Annotated in this window: 18 protein-coding genes; 14 read left to right on the top strand and 4 right to left on the bottom strand. The window is 68.8% G+C overall.

Annotated elements, in window-relative coordinates; all coding sequences use genetic code 11:
* The first annotated feature begins 1 nt into the window (after nt 1).
* The 5 genes from OG817_RS28795 (at nt 2) to OG817_RS28775 (ending at nt 6,193) form a co-directional block, all read left to right on the top strand.
* Nucleotides 2–1,045 carry an ABC transporter permease gene (locus OG817_RS28795; RefSeq protein WP_406047701.1) on the top strand — a complete coding sequence of 348 codons (1,044 nt, stop codon included), beginning with the start codon at nt 2–4 and terminating at the stop codon, nt 1,043–1,045.
* A complete protein-coding gene (locus OG817_RS28790) occupies nt 1,042–1,935 on the top strand; it encodes an ATP-binding cassette domain-containing protein (protein ID WP_406047700.1) in 894 nt (297 codons plus the stop codon). The genes OG817_RS28795 and OG817_RS28790 overlap by 4 nt, the downstream gene beginning before the upstream one ends.
* A complete protein-coding gene (locus OG817_RS28785) occupies nt 1,932–2,939 on the top strand; it encodes a Gfo/Idh/MocA family protein (protein WP_406047699.1) in 1,008 nt (335 codons plus the stop codon). The genes OG817_RS28790 and OG817_RS28785 overlap by 4 nt, the downstream gene beginning before the upstream one ends.
* A 76-nt stretch (nt 2,940–3,015) precedes the next feature.
* On the top strand, nt 3,016–4,518 hold the full coding sequence (locus OG817_RS28780; RefSeq protein ID WP_406047698.1) for a CoA-acylating methylmalonate-semialdehyde dehydrogenase: 1,503 nt from the start codon (nt 3,016–3,018) through the stop codon (nt 4,516–4,518).
* A gap of 523 nt (nt 4,519–5,041) precedes the next feature.
* Nucleotides 5,042–6,193 carry a hypothetical protein gene (locus OG817_RS28775; protein ID WP_406047697.1) on the top strand — a complete coding sequence of 384 codons (1,152 nt, stop codon included), beginning with the start codon at nt 5,042–5,044 and terminating at the stop codon, nt 6,191–6,193.
* On the opposite strand, the gene OG817_RS28770 is transcribed toward OG817_RS28775, so the two are convergent.
* Nucleotides 6,190–7,071 (bottom strand): LysR family transcriptional regulator, encoded by an 882-nt coding sequence (locus OG817_RS28770; protein ID WP_406047696.1) that lies wholly within the window; start codon nt 7,069–7,071, stop codon nt 6,190–6,192. The two genes, OG817_RS28775 and OG817_RS28770, sit on opposite strands and share 4 nt — an antisense overlap.
* A gap of 77 nt (nt 7,072–7,148) precedes the next feature.
* On the opposite strand from OG817_RS28770, the gene OG817_RS28765 reads away from it, so the two are divergent.
* Nucleotides 7,149–7,847 carry a glutamine amidotransferase-related protein gene (locus OG817_RS28765; RefSeq protein ID WP_406047695.1) on the top strand — a complete coding sequence of 233 codons (699 nt, stop codon included), beginning with the start codon at nt 7,149–7,151 and terminating at the stop codon, nt 7,845–7,847.
* Here the strand turns inward: OG817_RS28765 and OG817_RS28760 are convergent.
* Entirely contained in the window at nt 7,844–8,845 is a 1,002-nt protein-coding gene (locus OG817_RS28760; RefSeq protein WP_406047694.1) for a Gfo/Idh/MocA family protein, read from the bottom strand. The genes OG817_RS28765 and OG817_RS28760 overlap by 4 nt on opposite strands.
* Before the next feature lie 310 nt (nt 8,846–9,155).
* Between OG817_RS28760 and OG817_RS28755 the strand changes: the two genes are divergently transcribed.
* Nucleotides 9,156–9,899 carry a GntR family transcriptional regulator gene (locus OG817_RS28755; RefSeq protein WP_406047693.1) on the top strand — a complete coding sequence of 248 codons (744 nt, stop codon included), beginning with the start codon at nt 9,156–9,158 and terminating at the stop codon, nt 9,897–9,899.
* A 12-nt stretch (nt 9,900–9,911) separates the two neighbouring features.
* Here the strand turns inward: OG817_RS28755 and OG817_RS28750 are convergent, their stop codons facing one another.
* Entirely contained in the window at nt 9,912–10,685 is a 774-nt protein-coding gene (locus tag OG817_RS28750; protein ID WP_406047692.1) for a hypothetical protein, read from the bottom strand.
* Nucleotides 10,686–10,701: 16 nt separating this feature from the next.
* On the bottom strand, nt 10,702–11,202 hold the full coding sequence (locus OG817_RS28745; protein WP_396395573.1) for a SigE family RNA polymerase sigma factor: 501 nt from the start codon (nt 11,200–11,202) through the stop codon (nt 10,702–10,704).
* Between the two features lie 180 nt (nt 11,203–11,382).
* On the opposite strand from OG817_RS28745, the gene OG817_RS28740 reads away from it, so the two are divergent.
* Genes OG817_RS28740 through OG817_RS28710 form a run of 7 tightly spaced genes read left to right on the top strand, consistent with a single transcriptional unit; the run spans nt 11,383 to nt 15,948 of the window.
* Nucleotides 11,383–12,657, top strand: a complete 1,275-nt coding sequence (locus OG817_RS28740) for an ATPase, T2SS/T4P/T4SS family (RefSeq protein WP_360445337.1) — start codon at nt 11,383–11,385, stop codon at nt 12,655–12,657.
* Nucleotides 12,657–13,517, top strand: coding sequence for a type II secretion system F family protein (locus OG817_RS28735; RefSeq protein ID WP_406047691.1), 861 nt, complete (start codon nt 12,657–12,659; stop codon nt 13,515–13,517). Before OG817_RS28740 ends, OG817_RS28735 begins: the two co-directional genes overlap by 1 nt.
* On the top strand, nt 13,514–14,452 hold the full coding sequence (locus OG817_RS28730; protein ID WP_406047690.1) for a type II secretion system F family protein: 939 nt from the start codon (nt 13,514–13,516) through the stop codon (nt 14,450–14,452). Before OG817_RS28735 ends, OG817_RS28730 begins: the two co-directional genes overlap by 4 nt.
* A 14-nt stretch (nt 14,453–14,466) precedes the next feature.
* Entirely contained in the window at nt 14,467–14,661 is a 195-nt protein-coding gene (locus OG817_RS28725) for a hypothetical protein (protein WP_131519427.1), read from the top strand.
* Entirely contained in the window at nt 14,661–15,068 is a 408-nt protein-coding gene (locus OG817_RS28720; RefSeq protein WP_406047689.1) for a TadE family protein, read from the top strand. The genes OG817_RS28725 and OG817_RS28720 overlap by 1 nt, the downstream gene beginning before the upstream one ends.
* On the top strand, nt 15,065–15,514 hold the full coding sequence (locus OG817_RS28715) for a hypothetical protein (protein WP_393387194.1): 450 nt from the start codon (nt 15,065–15,067) through the stop codon (nt 15,512–15,514). Before OG817_RS28720 ends, OG817_RS28715 begins: the two co-directional genes overlap by 4 nt.
* Nucleotides 15,515–15,549: 35 nt before the next feature.
* Entirely contained in the window at nt 15,550–15,948 is a 399-nt protein-coding gene (locus OG817_RS28710; protein WP_406047688.1) for a pilus assembly protein TadG-related protein, read from the top strand.
* Nucleotides 15,949–15,962: the final 14 nt, after the last annotated feature.

Raw genomic sequence — 15,962 nt, 5'->3', positions numbered from 1 at the left:
CATGGCATCGACCATCACCACCGTGCCGGCGGACGACCGCGTCTCCGCCCGGTCCATCGGCGCCCGGCTGCTCAGCCGGCCCGAGATCGGATCGCTCGTCGGCGCGGCCGTCATCCTGGTGTTCTTCCTGATCGCCGCACCGCCGTTCCGTGACATCAACAACACGGGCACGATCCTGTACCAGGCCGCACTGATCGGTGTGATGGCGGTGCCGGTCTCGCTGCTGATGATCGGCGGCGAGTTCGACCTCTCGGCCGGTGTCGCGGTGACGACGGCCGGGCTGACCGCGGGCCTCATCGCCTACCAGCTCAGCGTGAACGTCTGGGTCGGCATCGTGATCGCGCTGGCCCTGTCGCTGGCGATCGGCTTGTTCAACGGCTGGCTGCTGATGCGGACCGGGCTGCCCAGCTTCCTGGTGACACTGGGCACGTTCTTCATCCTGCAGGGCCTGAACATCGCGGTCACCCGGCTGACGTCGGGCGCGGTCGCGTCCAACTCGATCAGCGACATGGACGGGTTCAGCACCGCGAAGGCGATCTTCGCGTCGGAGTTCAAGGTGGGCGGGGTCACGATCAAGATCATTGTCGTCTGGTGGATCGCGTTCGTCGCCGTCGCCGCGTGGGTGCTGCAACGCACGCAGATCGGCAACTGGATCTTCGCCGTCGGTGGCGACGCCGCGGCGGCCCGCGCGGTCGGTGTCCCGGTGACGAAGGTGAAGATCGGTCTGTTCATGGCGGTGGGATTCTTCGCCTGGTTCACTGGCATGCAGTTGCTGTTCGTGCAGAACGGCGTGGTGCAGTCGGGCGAAGGTGTCGGCAAGGAGTTCCTCTACATCATCGCGGCGGTCGTCGGCGGCTGCCTGCTGACCGGCGGCTACGGCTCCGTGATCGGCGGGGCGATCGGCGCGCTGATCTTCAGCATGGTTCAGCTGGGGGTTGTGTACGCCGGGTGGAATCCCGACTGGTTCAAGGCGTTCCTCGGCGCGATGTTGCTGTTGGCCACCATTGTCAACCTCGTCGTCAAGAGGCAGGCGGAGGCACGATGACCACTACGAGGAGCTTCGATTCCGACGCGGTCACCCACCCGACCACGCCGATCGTCGAGCTGCACGACGTTGGCAAGAGCTACGGCAACATCGACGCATTGCGGGGTGTGTCGCTGTCGGTCCGGCAGGGCGAGATCACCTGCGTGCTGGGCGACAACGGTGCGGGCAAGTCGACGCTGATCAAGATCGTCGCCGGCCTGCACGACTACACCGCCGGGACGATGGTGGTGAACGGCGAGGAGCGGCATTTCTCCTCGCCGCGGGAGTCACTGGACAGCGGCATCGCCACCGTCTACCAAGACCTGGCGCTGGCGCCGCTGATGTCGGTCTGGCGGAACTTCTTCCTCGGCAACGAGATCACCAGAGGTCCGTTCCGCCAGCTGGAGGCGGCGCGGATGAAGCGGATCGCGAGCGAGGAGCTGACCAAGATGGGGATCTCGATCCCCAACCTGGAGCAGCCGGTGGGCAAGTTGTCGGGTGGCCAGCGCCAGTGCGTCGCGATCGCGCGCGCGATCCACTTCGGTGCGAAGGTGCTGATTCTGGACGAGCCGACCGCGGCGCTCGGCGTGAACCAGTCCGGCGTGGTGCTGAAGTACATCGTCAGGGCACGCGATGCGGGGATCGGGGTCATCTTCATCACCCACAACCCGCACCACGCGTACCTGGTCGGCAACCACTTCGTCATCCTGAAGCTCGGCCGGGTCGCGCTCGACACGCACCGGGCCGACATCACGCTCGAGCAGTTGACCACCGAGATGGCAGGCGGTTCCGAGCTCGAGGCGCTCAGTCACGAACTGCGCGACGCCAATCCCGAGGCGGTTGTCGACCAGTCGGGTCCCCGGCCGGTTGACACGCCTACGGACAATGAGGAGGAGAGGGAGGGGCCATGACCGATCTCCGGGTCGGCATCGTCGGCGTCGGAGTGATGGGCGCCGACCACGCCGAGCGGGTCGCACGCCGTACCGCCGGCGCGCGCTTGGTCGCTGTCGCCGACCCCGACATCGCCCGCGCCGAGGCACTCGCGAAGAGTCTCGATGTCCGGGTGGTCGAGGATCCGCTCGATCTGATCGCGGCGGACGACGTGGACGCGGTGATCCTGGCGTCGCCCGGGTTCGCCCACGCGGAGCAACTGCTCGCGTGCCTGGAGCACCGCAAGCCGGTGCTGTGCGAGAAGCCGCTGACGATGGACGCGGCATCGTCGCTCCAGGTGGTCGAGGCGGAGCACAAGGTCGGCCGGCCGCTCATCCAGGTCGGCTTCATGCGCCGCTTCGATCCGGAGTACGCCGCTTTGAAGGAGCTGCTCGACTCCGGGGAGCTGGGCCGGACGCTGATGCTGCACAACGTGCACCGGAACAAGTCGGCCCCGGTGACGTTCCGCAGCGAGATGATCGTGCGGGACTCGATGGTGCACGAGGTGGACATCGCGCGCTGGTTGTTGGGTGACGAGATCACCCGGATCACCGTGCACGCCCCGAAGCCCAGCGGCCTCGTCGGCGACGGCGTACTCGATCCGCAGCTGGCCGTGTTCGAGTTGGCGAACGGAGCGATGGCCGACGTCGAGGTGTTCGTGAACTTCCAGGTCGGGTACGAGGTGCGGTGTGAGGCCGTGGCTGAACGCGGTAGCGCGACCATCGGGCTCGGGTCCGGTGTGTTCACCCGCGCCGGTGGCCAGTGGGGCGGTGCGATGCCGTCCGACTTCCGGGTTCGCTTCGAGCGTGCCTACGACATCGAAGTGCAACGCTGGGTCGAGGCCGCTGCCCGCGGTGCGATCGACGGACCGAGCGCCTGGGACGGTTATGCGGCGGTCGCGGTCTGCGAAGCCGGCATCGAGTCCCTCACCTCCGGCCGCCGCGTCGATGTCGACCTGGCCGACCGCCGGAAGGTGCTCGGATGAACCGCCGAACGCCCCCCGCAAGGCCTCGGATGAAGACCTGTCGTCAACCCGTCACCCCATGCAGTAAGGAAGCATCGTGAGTACTGAGATCAAGCGCATCACCCACCTGGTCGGCGGCAACTCCTGGACCGGCGTCGCCGAGCGGACCAGCAAGGTCTACAACCCGGCGACCGGCCAGGTCACCGGCGAGCTCGACCTGGCCTCGGCCGCCACCGTCGACGAGGTGGTGAAGGTCGCCCACGAGGCGTCCCGTGCCTGGGGCCAGACGTCGCTGACCAAGCGGACCCAGGTGCTGTTCGCGTACCGCGAGCTGGTGAACGAGCGTAAGGACCAGATCGCCGCGCTGATCACCGCCGAGCACGGCAAGGTGCTGTCCGACGCGGTCGGCGAGGTGACCCGCGGTCTGGAGGTGATCGAGTTCGCCTGCGGGATCCCGCACCTGCTCAAGGGCGGGTTCAGCGAGGGCGTCTCGACCAAGGTCGACGTGTACTCGATCCGTCAGCCGCTCGGCGTCAGCGCGGTCATCTCGCCGTTCAACTTCCCGGCCATGGTGCCGATGTGGTTCGTCCCGATCGCGGTTGCCTGCGGCAACAGTGTGGTGATCAAGCCGTCCGAGAAGGACCCGTCCGCGGCGAACGCGATGGCCGAGCTGTGGAAGGAGGCCGGCCTGCCCGACGGCGTGGTGAACGTTCTGCACGGCGACAAGGAGGCCGTCGAGCGGCTGCTCGAGCACCCCGACATCAAGTCGGTGTCGTTCGTCGGTTCGACCCCGATCGCGAAGTACGTGTATGAGAACGGCACCAGGAACGGCAAGCGGGTGCAGGCGCTCGGCGGTGCGAAGAACCACATGATCGTGCTGCCCGACGCCGACCTCGACCTGGCCGCCGACGCCGCGGTGAACGCCGGCTTCGGCTCGGCCGGTGAGCGCTGTATGGCGATCTCCGCGCTGGTCGCGGTCGAGCCGATCGCCGACGAACTGATCGGCAAGATCAAGGACCGGATGGCCAAGCTGACGACCGGGGACGGCACGCGGGGGTGCGACATGGGCCCGCTCGTCACCGGTCCGCACCGCGACAAGGTCGTCGGGTACGTCGCCGCCGGTGTCGAGGAGGGCGCTGAGCTCACCGTCGACGGGCGCAATGGTGACGTCGACGGCGCCGCCGAGGGCTTCTGGCTGGCCCCGACGCTGTTCGACAAGGTCACACCGGAGATGTCGATCTACACCGACGAGATCTTCGGCCCGGTGCTGTCGGTGGTCCGCGTTGCGTCGTACGACGCTGCGCTCGACCTGGTGAACTCGAATCCGTACGGCAACGGGACGGCGATCTTCACCAACGACGGAGGCGCGGCTCGGCGGTTCCAGAACGAGGTCGAGGTCGGGATGGTCGGCGTCAACGTCCCGATCCCGGTGCCGATGGCGTACTACTCGTTCGGCGGCTGGAAGAACTCGCTGTTCGGCGACACCCACGCGCACGGGATGGACGGTGTCCACTTCTTCACCCGGATGAAGGTCGTCACGTCGCGCTGGCTCGACCCGAGCCACGGCGGGATCAACCTGGGCTTCCCCACTCACGACTGAAGGCAGGGCTGTCGCCTGGGTGTAGCGTCGAAGGCAACCCCCGGGGCATGAGGAGTACCGCGGCGTACGAAGGCCGGTCGGCCTGTCCGAAGTCAGCGAACACCAAGCCCCGGAGTGCGTCATGTCGAAGAACAAAGGCGGACGTGAAGTCCGCAAACCCAAACAGCCCAAGCAGCCGAAACCCAACCCGAGCGACGGCGCGATCATCCCGCCCACGAAGCAGGGCAGGAAGTAACCGCCGAACTCGGTAGCACGGTTTCGCACCGCGTCCTGCGCGGCTCACGATCCCTCGGCCCCGGCCACACCCGGGCCCGAGGGGCCCGCCGCGGGGGAGGATGGTGTGCGGGCGGGGTGGTTGTTGGGCGTTGACCTGGGGGTTGGGGTTGGGTAGCGTCTTGGGGGCGTTGTGGGGACGCGTCGAGACTCGCCGGAAGGCTGGAAGCCACCTCACCTTTCAATGGATTGAGCGCAGTTGTGACGCTCTCTTGTAGCCCGTGCGAGTCCGGGAACGAGAGGACGCGTTGTGAGACTGCTGCCTGACAAGCCGAGCATGGAGTTCCTGCGAAAGCAGGCCAAAGACCTCCTGGTCGCGTTGCGTGAAACCACCCCCGGATCGTCGCTCGCCGATGCGCAGCGGACGCTGGCGGGTGAGTACGGGATGCACGACTGGCCCACGCTGAAAGCCGAAGTCGACCGGCGGAACGGGGACGCCCCCGTCGCACCCGACGGTCTGGCCGACGAAATCGCCGCCGCCTTCGGGCTCGGACGTGTCACCGAGCCGGCCACGCCGGTTTCGTTCACGCCGATGGGACGGTCTTGGGACCTGACGACCGACCAAGGCCGCTGGCTGGCCGGCGCGGTCTACCCGTGGATCACACCCGAACAGGCCGAGACCGGTGCCCGGCTCCGCGACGCGGCCGTGATCGCCGGCGTCGCCGCACCGGTCGCCGTACGGAGTCCGAAGGGACAGCTGATCGAACGGGTCCGCGACGAGGGTTGGCGCGTGCACGAGTGGCTCGAGGTCGGACCGCCGCCGGTGACGCCGGTCTCGTCAGCGGTGGCGCGGCGGATCGGTACGGCGTACGCGATCCTGCACGGACTGGCGATCCCGAGCGAGGCACCGATCAACCCGTACCTGACCTGGCGAAGCGGGGAGGCCGAGTGGCAGCAGCTCGTCGACCGCGCCCGCGCCGCCGGCAAGCCGTGGGCGGGGCAGCTCGAAGCCCTGCTGCCGGAGGTGTTCGAGCTGCACAAGATCGATGCCGACTTCGCCGATCAGGAGCTCATCCTCTGCAACAGCAACCTGATCCCGTCGTACGTCCGGCAAGGCCGCAGCGGCGAGCTCGTCGTCACCGAGTGGGACTTCACCGGATCTTTGACGCCGGAGTTCGAGGTCGCCGGCGCGCTGACCCACTGGGGCATGCGGCCGAAGACCAACCACAAGGCGATCGTGGCGGTCCGGGAGGGGTATCTGGAACGGGGTGAGTGGCCCAAGCTCGAGCTGGCCTCGTTCACTCTCGCCGTGACCGCCTGGCTCAACTGGACCTACAACGCGATCTGCGAAGCCATCGACCCGGAGAACGACGAGCGCGCCGAGTTCGCCGAACGTGAAGCGCTCGGTCTCCTCCAGTGGCCGATGACGCGGGCCAGGCTGGAGGACATCCTCGACGCCTAGCCGCCCGACAGGACGGCGGTCACCGCCGCGGCGGACGGTTCCGAGGTGTGGCCGTGGAGCAGCTCGGTGCGGTGGAGCAGGCGGGGCGCCGTCAGCGGTACGGCGGCCACCTCGGAACCCGTTGCTGACAAGGGAAGTACGGCCAGGCCGTGACCGGCCGCGATCAGGGCCAGCAGGCTGGCGACATCCGTGCCGGAGTAGGTGAGCGCCGGCCGGATGCCGTCGGTCTCGGTGGCGGCGCGGAGATCGGCGAGCGGTGCCGCGACATCGGGCGCATCGATCCAGCGGGCGTCGACGAGGTCGTGGAGGCTGATCCTGCGGCGGCCGGCCAACGGGTGATCCTTGGCGAGGGCAACTACCAGGTCATCGTGCGACACCGCGGTGGTGCGCAGCGATCCGACGCCGAACAGACGGAGCGGGTCGCTTGGCGCCGCCACTCCGTCGACCAGTCCCAGGTGGTACTCGCCCGCTGCCACTCCCTGCGCCACCGCTTCGCGGCCGCACACGGTCAGGACGACCGCAGTCCCCGCGCGAGCTCGTCGTACCTCGGTCAGGGCGTTCGCCAGCCGGCCGTCGGCTGCGGCGAGTGGGGAGGCCGCGATGGAGAGCGCGCCGGGCGGATCGCCGATGGCGCGGTGGACATCAGCACGAGCGGCGTCGAGGCGGAGGAGGATGGCGCCGGCGTGTTCGAGCAGGCGCTCGCCCGGGACTGTCGGGACCACGGGCCGTCGGCGGAGGAGCGGCGTACCGAGGTCGTGCTCCAGCGCGGCGATGTGCTGGGACACCGCGGACTGCGTGTAGCCGAGACGTTCCGCGGCGGCGGAGAAGGAGCCGCACTCGGCGACGGCCACGAACGTGCGCAGCAGGTGTGGATCCACACGGATCAGTATCGCTTATGCCCAGTGCAGAGATCATCGTTGGCGCTGATGCTGGCGGGACGCCCAGGATGGTGACCATGAACGCCTACGCCGGACGCATCGCCCTGGTCGCCGACCGCTCACCGCACGTGCGCTCGCATGCGCGGGTGCCCGGTCTGCTGGACCGGTTGAAGGAACGCGACAACCTGGACCTCGACGTGTACTGGGTACCGACCGAGGAGGCTGACGAGTCGCTCAAGGGGTTCGACGGCATCTGGCTGCTGCCGGGTAGCCCGTACAAGGACGAGGCCGGCGCAGTCACGGCGGTCCAGATCGCCCGGGAGAACAGGATCCCCTTCTTCGGCACCTGTGGCGGGTTCCAGCACGCGATGCTGGAGTTCGCCCGCAACGTCTGCGGTCTGTCGGGCGTGCAGCACGGCGAGAGCAACCCGGCGGCGGACGATCTGCTCATCGTCGCGCTGGAGTGCTCACTCGACGGTCACGAGGGTCCGGTCCAGGTGACGCCGGGCACTCGCGCAGCCGGCCTACTGGGCGTCGAGCGGTCGATGGAGCGGTACCACTGCTCCTACGGCCTCGACTCCGCCCGCCTCGACGTACTGCGGGACCACGGCATGGTCTTCAGCGGGTACGACGACACCGGCGATCCGCGCATCGCGGAGTTGCCCGATCACCCGTTCTACCTGGCCACGCTGTTCCAGCCGGAGCTGGCGGGCGACGGCACTCGACCGCATGCACTGATCGAGGCCTTCGCCCGCGCAGCCGCCGGGAAGAACTAGAGCGTGGTGGTCGGACGAGGCTCGAGGCCGGCCGTCCGGTAGCACTCGTCGATCAGCGTCATCGTCGCGACCGCGTCGTCCGCGTCGATCGGTAGGGGTGCACCGTTGCGGATGCGAGCCGTGAACGCCTCCAGCTGATAGGCGTACGACGACTTGCGGCCGAGCTGCTCGACCCAGTGGTCCTCCTTGGTGGTGACGATCACCCGGTCGTCCAGATGCGGCAGCACGAAGCTGGGCGCGAACGCCTCACCGCGGGTGCCGACGATCCTGCAGCTGAAGTCGAGCGTCTCCGCCGCCATGCTCGTCCGCACTGATCCGGTCGCGCCGTTCGGGAACTCGAGGTCGGCGTTCAGCCACTCGTCGACACCGGGCAGCCGCTTTCGCTCACCCGCTCGCGCACTGACCAGTCTGGGTGCTCCACCGGCCCAGGGCGCGACCATGCGCTGGGCGTGCAGGGCGTAGCAGCCGACGTCCATGACTGCGCCGCCGGCCAGTGGCAGCGACCAGCGCGGGTCGTCCTCCGGCGGCGGTGGCATCACCATGGTCGTCTCGACGTGTTGCAGGTCGCCCAGCTCACCCTTGGCGAGCAGCTCGTGCAGCCGCCGGGTCACCGGGTGGAAGACGTAGTGGAAGCCCTCCATCAGCACCACACCGCGTTCCGCGGCAGCGTCGCGCACCGCCGCTGCCTCGCTCGCGTTGCTGGCCGACGGTTTCTCCGTGAGCACATGTTTGCCCGCGGCAATCGCCTTCAGGTTCCAGGGACCGTGCAACGAGTTCGCCAGCGGGTTGTAGATCGCTTCCACCGCGGGATCGGCGATCACGTCGTCGTACGACGCGTGCACCTTCTCGACCCCGTGCTCCGCCGCGAACGCCTCGGCCCGGTCCCTGTCCCGCGCGGCGACGGCCACCAGTCGCGCCCCGCTCGAGCGCGCCGGTTCGGCGATCGCCCTCCCCGCGATCCGGGCAGCACCAAGGATCCCGATACGCAGCGGTTCCATGTTTCTCCTCATCGTCAGCGGTACGGCGGGTGCGGCACGACCGTGCCGGCGAATTCGACACCGAAGATGTCATCCTCCCGCACGCCCCCACCACCAAACATCCGTGGCCCGCCATCCGGACCCGACCCCCAGCCCTCAGCGTAAGAGCCTCCCGCTCCACCGCTCCGCTGCCGCGCCCCCCGGATCTCGCCCTTCACCTACCGGCCGCACGGCGTTCATCCGGGTCGCTGGGGTGATTCGGTAACGGAGCGATCTGATCAAATCTGGGTGTTGGGTCGACGGATGCGGGCGCAGGCCGCAGTATTTGCGCATGAGCACCGTGCAGGTCCGGGTTGATCGGAGCAGTCGTACGCCGTTACATGTGCAATTGGCACAGCAGCTCGAGGCGGCGATCCAGGGTGGCGAGTTGCCGGTCGGTTCTCGGCTGAGCAACGAGGTGGACCTGGCGGAGGCCTATGGCTTGAGCCGGCCGACGGTGCGGCAGGCGATCGCGCGCCTGGTCGACCAGGGGCTGCTGGTGCGCAAGCGCGGCGTCGGCACGCAGGTGGTCGGCCACTCCGGCCAGGTACGGCGTTCCCTGGAGCTCACCAGCCTGTACGACGACCTGGCCGCCGCCCACCGGAAGCCGGAAACCGAAGTACTGCGGTTCGGGATCAGCCCCGCGAACGCAGACGTGGCGACCGCACTGCAGTGCGAGCAGGGCGACCGAGTGCTCAGGATCGAGCGACTGCGGCGAGCGGACGCCGAGCCGCTGGCGCTGATGCGGAACTGGCTCCCTCCCGACATGCTCGAGACGGACCCGGTCACGCTGGCCGAGCGTGGACTCTACGAGCTCCTCCGTGCCGAGGGCGTACGGCTGAAGGTCGCGCACCAGACCATCTCCGCCGTACCCGCCACCACCGAGCAAGCCAGACTCCTGTCCGAGGAGCCCGGCTGCCCGCTGCTGGCGACCACCCGCATCACGTACGACGACCACGGCCAGCCGGTCGAATACGGCTCCCACCTGTTCCGCGCCAGCCGCTACTCCTTCGAACACACCCTCGTCCAACGCTGAACCACGGCGTGTCTAGCGGTTGAGGTCCCTGCCCCAGCCGGCGGGCGGGTAGGTCCACCTCGGGCTGTCGGCCATCGCGATCAGCTGGGCCATCGACAGCATCGGCTTGGCGCGCGTCGGTACGGCCTTCTTGTAGGCGGTCGCGTTGGCGCTGCCCAGTGAGATGGTCCGACCGTCGGGGTGACCGATCGTCACGTAGTTGATCTGGGGTTCGCTCGGGTGGCCCCTTCTTGCAGAGGTGTAGGCGATGACGAGCGTCCCGTCGGCGCGGGTGGTGCAGAACTCGGGGTGCTCCGGCGGGCAGACGATCGGAGTCTTCCCGGTCTTGATCAGCACCTCGACGTACGACGCACCCTTGCCGTCATCGGCCAGGACGGATGCGCCGATGAAGTCGTCGCCGAAGCTCGTCGGCTTGCTCACCCTGGTCCCCGGCGGGAGGAGTGATTGCAGTGTGAAGAGAATCCCCTTCTTCGTCACCGTGTCCTGCGTGGTGGCGCTGGTCCTGGGCGTCGTACCGCTGCTGGTCGCGGAGGGCGTCGCGGCCGGTGTTGCCGCCAACGGAGGCTGCTCTGACGGGCGGCCGCCGAGGGCTTGGGTGCCGGCCACAACGATCCCGACGGTGGCCAGTACCGCGACTGCTCCGCCGGCGCCGGCGAGGGCCGTCCGGCGCCGGGACAGGACCTGCCCACGGCGGATGCCGCGCTCGACCAGATCGGTCGCGTTCGGTTCGAGGTTCTCGGTGGCCCGGTCCATCAGGTCGGGCAGGCTGTCGTTCAGAGGTGTCATCAAGGTTCTCCCAGGGTCAGAGGGCGGCCAGGTGGACGGCGTCGTCGCCGAGCACCGTCCGGAGACGGTCCAGGGCACGGGACGTCCGCGTCCTGACCGCACCGGCGTTCTTGCCGAGATCGAGCGCGACCTGTTCGACGCTGCGATCTTCGAAGAACCGCAGCACGAGCACCGCACGATCGAGAGGGGCCAGCTCGGCGAGCGCCTGCTGGAGGGACAACCGCAGCTCGGGGTCGCCGGGCCGGTCCGCCCGGTCCGGCAGCGTCTCGCTCGGCTGCTCGGTCGAGCTCCGGCGCCGCCGTTGCGAGATGTAGGTGCGCGCCAGCACCGTCTGTGCGTACGCCGGCAGGTTGTCGACGTGCTCGATCCGGCGCCAGGACCGGTACAGCTTCGCCAGCGTCTCCTGGACCAGGTCTTCTGCCAGGTGGTGCTCACCGGCCAGCAGCCAGGCGGTCCGATACAGCCTCGGAGTGCGCGCTCTGGCGAACTCCTCGAAATCCTCGGTGGCTCGCGTCAAGTCACCCTCCCGGTCGTCGTCTCACCTCCTTTGACGCTCCCTGCGCCCTGCTGCGTTACACCGCCGGCGGAAGAAGTTATCCACAGCCCGCCGGAGCGGAGTGGCAGGTGAGCCCCGGGCTTGACAGGATGGTCGCGCACGGTGACCAGATGGTCGCCGACGGGACTTCTGGGGAGACCGATGGCAGCCGACAGACTCGCCGCGCGCCGGCCGGGCCGGGACGCTGTCGAACTGATCGACGCCCAGGTCCGGGACGTTGTCCGGCGGGAGGGGATCGACCCGCTGCGGGATCCGGGAGCGGTGGACGCGATCGTTGCGACCGTCGTTCGGGAGTACGACGAGCGCAGCCTGACCGGGGTGGTTCCACCGATCGTGGATGTGGACGCGGTCAGCCGGGAGGTGCACGACCGGGTCGCCGGCTTCGGGCCGCTGCAGCGGTTCCTGGATGACCCGGCGGTCGAAGAGATCTGGATCAACGAGCCGAGCCGGGTGTTCATCGCGCGTGAGGGCCGGCACGAGTTGACCACGACGGTGCTGACCGAGGAAGAGGTCAGCGATCTGGTCGAGCGGATGCTGAAGACGACCGGCCGGCGGATCGACGTCTCGCAGCCGTTCACCGACGCGCGACTCCCCGACGGCAGCCGCGTGCACATCGTGCTCGGCGGCATCACGCAACGCTACGCAGCCATCAACATTCGCAAATTCACGGTCCGCGCGACCCGGCTGAGCGATCTGGTCGCGCTCGGATCGCTGACCCCGCACGCGGCCGCAGTACTCGACGCCGCCGTCGCGGTCGGGCTGAACATCCTCGTCTCGGGCGGCACCCAGGCCGGCAAGACCACGATGCTCAACGCCTTGGCCGGCTCGATCCCGGGCAGCGAACGCGTGATCAGCTGCGAAGAGGTCTTCGAAATCAAGCTCCCGATTCCGGACTGGGTGTCCATGCAGACGCGGCAGGCGGGTCTCGAAGGTACAGGTGAGGTGCGGCTGCGTGATCTCGTGAAGGAGTCGCTGCGGATGCGCCCGTCCCGGCTGATCGTCGGCGAGGTCCGCGGCGAGGAGTGCCTGGATCTCCTGCTGGCTCTCAACAGTGGATTGCCCGGCATGTGCACGATCCACGCGAACTCGGCTCGCGAAGCCCTGACCAAGATGTGCACCTTGCCGTTGCTGGCCGGCGAGAACATCGGGAGCCGCTTCGTGCTCCCGACCGTGGCCGGCTGCGTGGATCTCGTCATCCATCTCGGCATCGGGGCGGACGGGCAGCGGCGGGTGCGGGAGATCGTGGCGGTCAGTGGGCGGATCGAGGAGCAGGCGATCGAGACCGAGACGGTGTTCGGCACGGTCGACGGGCAGTTGCGGCGGGCCGAAGGGCATCTGCCGCATCCAGAGCGCTTCCAGCATGCGGGGTACTCCTTGTCCGGGCTGCTGACCGAGCTGCCGCGAGGTGTGGGCTGATGGGACTGCTGTTCGGACTGTTCTTCGGGATCGGCCTCCTGCTGATCATCTGGACGTTCGCGGTGCCGGCGGAGACGCGGCCGGCGAACGACGCGCGACTGATCGCTCGAAGCCGCGACCTTCTGGCCGGCGCGGGGATCGAGGGTGTGACGCCGGGCGCGTTCATCGGGGCGTGCCTGATCACCGGCGTCGCCGGGTTCGTGGTGATGTTCGTGGTTTCGGGCGCGTGGCCGGTCGGCGTGGTGTTCGGCCTGATGGCCGGCGGTCTGCCGGTCGCGCTGGTGCGGAGCCGCGCGCGGAAGCGGCTCGCCGAGTTTCGTGAGCTGTGGCCCGATGTCGTCGACAACATCGCCTCCGCGGTCCGGGCGGGACTGTCGCTGTCCGAGGCGCTGGCCCAGGTCGGTGAGCGTGGCCCGCTGCCTTTGCGTGAACCGTTCCGCCGGTTCGGCGCGGACTATGCGTCGACGGGTCGCTTCGCGGATTCCCTGGACCGGTTGAAGGCGCGGCTCGCTGATCCCGTCGGCGACCGCGTGGTCGAGGCGTTGCGGATCGCGCGCGAAGTCGGTGGTGGGGATCTCGGCCGGTTGCTGCGTTCGCTGTCGACGTTCCTGCGCGACGACGCCCGGACCAGATCTGAGCTCGAGTCCCGGCAGTCGTGGTCGGTCAACGGTGCCCGGGTCGCGGTCGCCGCGCCGTGGCTCGTACTCGCGTTGCTGTCGTTCCAGGGCGACGTGATCCAGCGCTACAACTCTCCGGTCGGCGCACTGATCATCGGTGTGGGTGCAGCGGTCTGCGTGATCGCGTACCGACTGATGCTGCGGATCGGCCGGCTGCCCGAGCCCGAGCGGGTGCTGCGATGAGCCCGATGGTGCTCGGTGGTCTGGTGGGGGTCCTCTTCGGACTCAGCCTGCTCCTGGTCGTCCGGCGTTTGCCGTTCCTCCGGAGGCCGTCGGTCGACGACCGGATCGCGCCGTACCTGCGTGATCTTGGTGGGCCGGAGGTGTTCCTCGGTGTGGTCGACTCCAGTTCGCCGTTCTACGCGATCGTGCGGTTGTTCGGGCCGTCGCTGCGGGCCGGGGCCGGTCGGCTGGAGCGGCTGCTTGGTGGTGCCGCGTCGATCCGCCGCCGGTTGTCGCGGGCCGGGATCGAGCGGTCTGTCGAGGAGTTCCGGATCGAGCAGGTGCTGTGGGGTACGGCGGCGTTCGGGGCAGGGCTCGTCGTCTCGATCGTCGCAGTGTCGCTCGGTGTCGGGAATCCGGTCGGGATGCTGGTGTTCTGCGGTCTGCTCGGCGTCCTCGGAGTACTCGCCCGAGACACCTATCTGAGCACGCAGGTACGTCGCCGCGAGCGGCGGCTGCTCGCGGAGTTGCCGACCGTGGCCGAGCTGCTGGCGTTGTCGGTGGCGGCCGGTGAGGGTCCGGCAGCGGCGCTCGATCGGGTCGCCCGGTCCTGCCGCGGCGAGCTCGCCGACGAACTCCAGCGGGTCCTGGGTGAGACCCGCGCCGGTGAGACGCTCGTCCGCGCACTCGACGGCCTCGCCGACCGCACCGGTCTGCTCGCGTTGTCGCGGTTCGCCGATGGTCTCGCGGTCGCACTCGAACGCGGTACGCCGCTGGCCGACGTACTGCGCGCGCAGGCGGGGGACATCCGTGAGGCCGGGCGGCGCGAGCTGATCGAGTCCGGTGCCCGCCGTGAGGTCGCGATGATGGTCCCGGTCGTGTTCCTCGTCCTGCCGGTCACCATCGCGTTCGCCTTCTACCCGGGCGCTGTCGGAATCCGGCTGATCGCCGGATGAACTGAGGAGAGGTCATGTCCCTACTGCTGACGAGACTGTTCGTGGCGCTGCTGGCGCCACGGCCCGCGCGGAAGGAGCGCGGCGACGTCCCCGGCTGGGTGCTGATCACCGTGATGACCGCCGGGCTGGTCGTCGTGATCTGGGGCCTGGCGGGCAAACAACTCGCGCAGATGCTGCAGGACGCACTGGACTCCGTCTCCAACAAGTGATGGTTCCCGTCCGCCCGCATCCGCCGCGGCCGCGTGATGAGCGTGGCTCGGCGGTGGTCGACTTCGTGCTGGTGTCGATGCTCGTGGTGCCTTTGTTCCTTGGCATCCTGCAGGTCGGGCTCTACCTGTATGTCCGCAACACCTTGACCGCCGCGGCGTCCGAGGGTGCGGCCTACGCGGCCGTGCTGAATCGGCAGCCGGCCGACGGAGCGGGGCGGACGCGCGATCTGATCGACGGCGTGGTGAAGGACGGGTTGATCGATGCGGTCCAGTCCGAGGAGACCGACATCGACGGCCGGCCGGGAGTGCAGGTCGTCGTGAAGGCGCACATGCCACCGCTGGGCTTGTGGGGTCCTGGCGTCGCGTTCAGCGTCGAAGGTCATGCCGTCAAGGAGACCGGCGAATGAACCGATCGCGGGACGAGCGCGGTAGTGCGGTGGTCGAGTTCTCCTGGCTGGCGCTGTTGCTGATGGTCCCGTTGATCTACGTGATGCTGGCCGTGTTCGACGTCCAGCGGGCGTCGTACGGCGCGACCGCCGCGACCCGGGCCGCGGGGCGGGCGTTCGTGATCGTGCCGGCCGGGTTGTCGGAGGACGAGGCGCGAAGCCGGGCGTTCGAGGCGGCGCGGCTGGCGATGAAGGACCAAGGCGTCGAGCTCACCTCCGACCAGCTCACGATCAGCTGCGATCCTGCCTGCCTGGAGCCGGGGTCGACGGTCACCGTCACGCTGGCCACCGACGTACCGCTGCCGTTCATCCCGGACGCACTCGGTGGGGAGCCGCCGGCGATCCACCTCAGTGCCTCGCACACCGAGCCGTACGGCGACTATCGCGAGGCCAAAGGCAACGGATGAACGGATGCCGACGGCAACAGGGTGAGCAAGGTCAGATGACTGTCCTGATCATCGGCTTCACGGCGATCATCTTGCTCATGATCGTCGTGGTGACCGACATCTCCAAGGTGTTCCTGGTACGCCGTGACCTCGATGCGACCGCGGACGGCGCCGTACTGGCCGCGGCGAACGGGCTGGCAGCGATCTACGCGCAACCCGCGGCGGACGGGAACGCCGAGTTCGACCCGGAGCAGGCCCGTCGGCTGACGGCCGAGTACCTGGACCAGGTTGCCGCGAGCAACCGATTCGCCGGCCTCGACTGGTCGGCCGACGTCGCCGGTACGACGGTGACGGTGCGGCTGACGTCCTCGGTGGACCTGCCGTTCGAGCCGCCCGGCTGGCAGGGAGACGCGGACATCGCCTCCGAGGCGGCCGCGATCGTCCCGATCCGGTGAATCCCGCGTTCCGC

This window comes from Kribbella sp. NBC_00889, from assembly GCF_045207705.1.
Classification (GTDB): Bacteria; Actinomycetota; Actinomycetes; order Propionibacteriales; family Kribbellaceae; genus Kribbella.
This window is presented reverse-complemented; position numbering and strand designations above follow the sequence as displayed.

Excerpts from the sequence above, each read along its gene's own strand:
- OG817_RS28795 (WP_406047701.1), top strand. The coding sequence starts at position 2 with ATGGCATCGACCATCACCACCGTGCCGGCGGACGACCGCGTCTCCGCC.
- OG817_RS28790 (WP_406047700.1), top strand. The coding sequence starts at position 1,042 with ATGACCACTACGAGGAGCTTCGATTCCGACGCGGTCACCCACCCGACC.
- OG817_RS28785 (WP_406047699.1), top strand. The coding sequence starts at position 1,932 with ATGACCGATCTCCGGGTCGGCATCGTCGGCGTCGGAGTGATGGGCGCC.
- OG817_RS28765 (WP_406047695.1), top strand. The coding sequence starts at position 7,149 with ATGAACGCCTACGCCGGACGCATCGCCCTGGTCGCCGACCGCTCACCG.
- OG817_RS28760 (WP_406047694.1), bottom strand. The coding sequence starts at position 8,845 with ATGGAACCGCTGCGTATCGGGATCCTTGGTGCTGCCCGGATCGCGGGG.
- OG817_RS28755 (WP_406047693.1), top strand. The coding sequence starts at position 9,156 with ATGAGCACCGTGCAGGTCCGGGTTGATCGGAGCAGTCGTACGCCGTTA.
- OG817_RS28750 (WP_406047692.1), bottom strand. The coding sequence starts at position 10,685 with ATGACACCTCTGAACGACAGCCTGCCCGACCTGATGGACCGGGCCACC.
- OG817_RS28740 (WP_360445337.1), top strand. The coding sequence starts at position 11,383 with ATGGCAGCCGACAGACTCGCCGCGCGCCGGCCGGGCCGGGACGCTGTC.
- OG817_RS28735 (WP_406047691.1), top strand. The coding sequence starts at position 12,657 with ATGGGACTGCTGTTCGGACTGTTCTTCGGGATCGGCCTCCTGCTGATC.
- OG817_RS28730 (WP_406047690.1), top strand. The coding sequence starts at position 13,514 with ATGAGCCCGATGGTGCTCGGTGGTCTGGTGGGGGTCCTCTTCGGACTC.
- OG817_RS28725 (WP_131519427.1), top strand. The coding sequence starts at position 14,467 with ATGTCCCTACTGCTGACGAGACTGTTCGTGGCGCTGCTGGCGCCACGG.
- OG817_RS28720 (WP_406047689.1), top strand. The coding sequence starts at position 14,661 with ATGGTTCCCGTCCGCCCGCATCCGCCGCGGCCGCGTGATGAGCGTGGC.
- OG817_RS28715 (WP_393387194.1), top strand. The coding sequence starts at position 15,065 with ATGAACCGATCGCGGGACGAGCGCGGTAGTGCGGTGGTCGAGTTCTCC.
- OG817_RS28710 (WP_406047688.1), top strand. The coding sequence starts at position 15,550 with ATGACTGTCCTGATCATCGGCTTCACGGCGATCATCTTGCTCATGATC.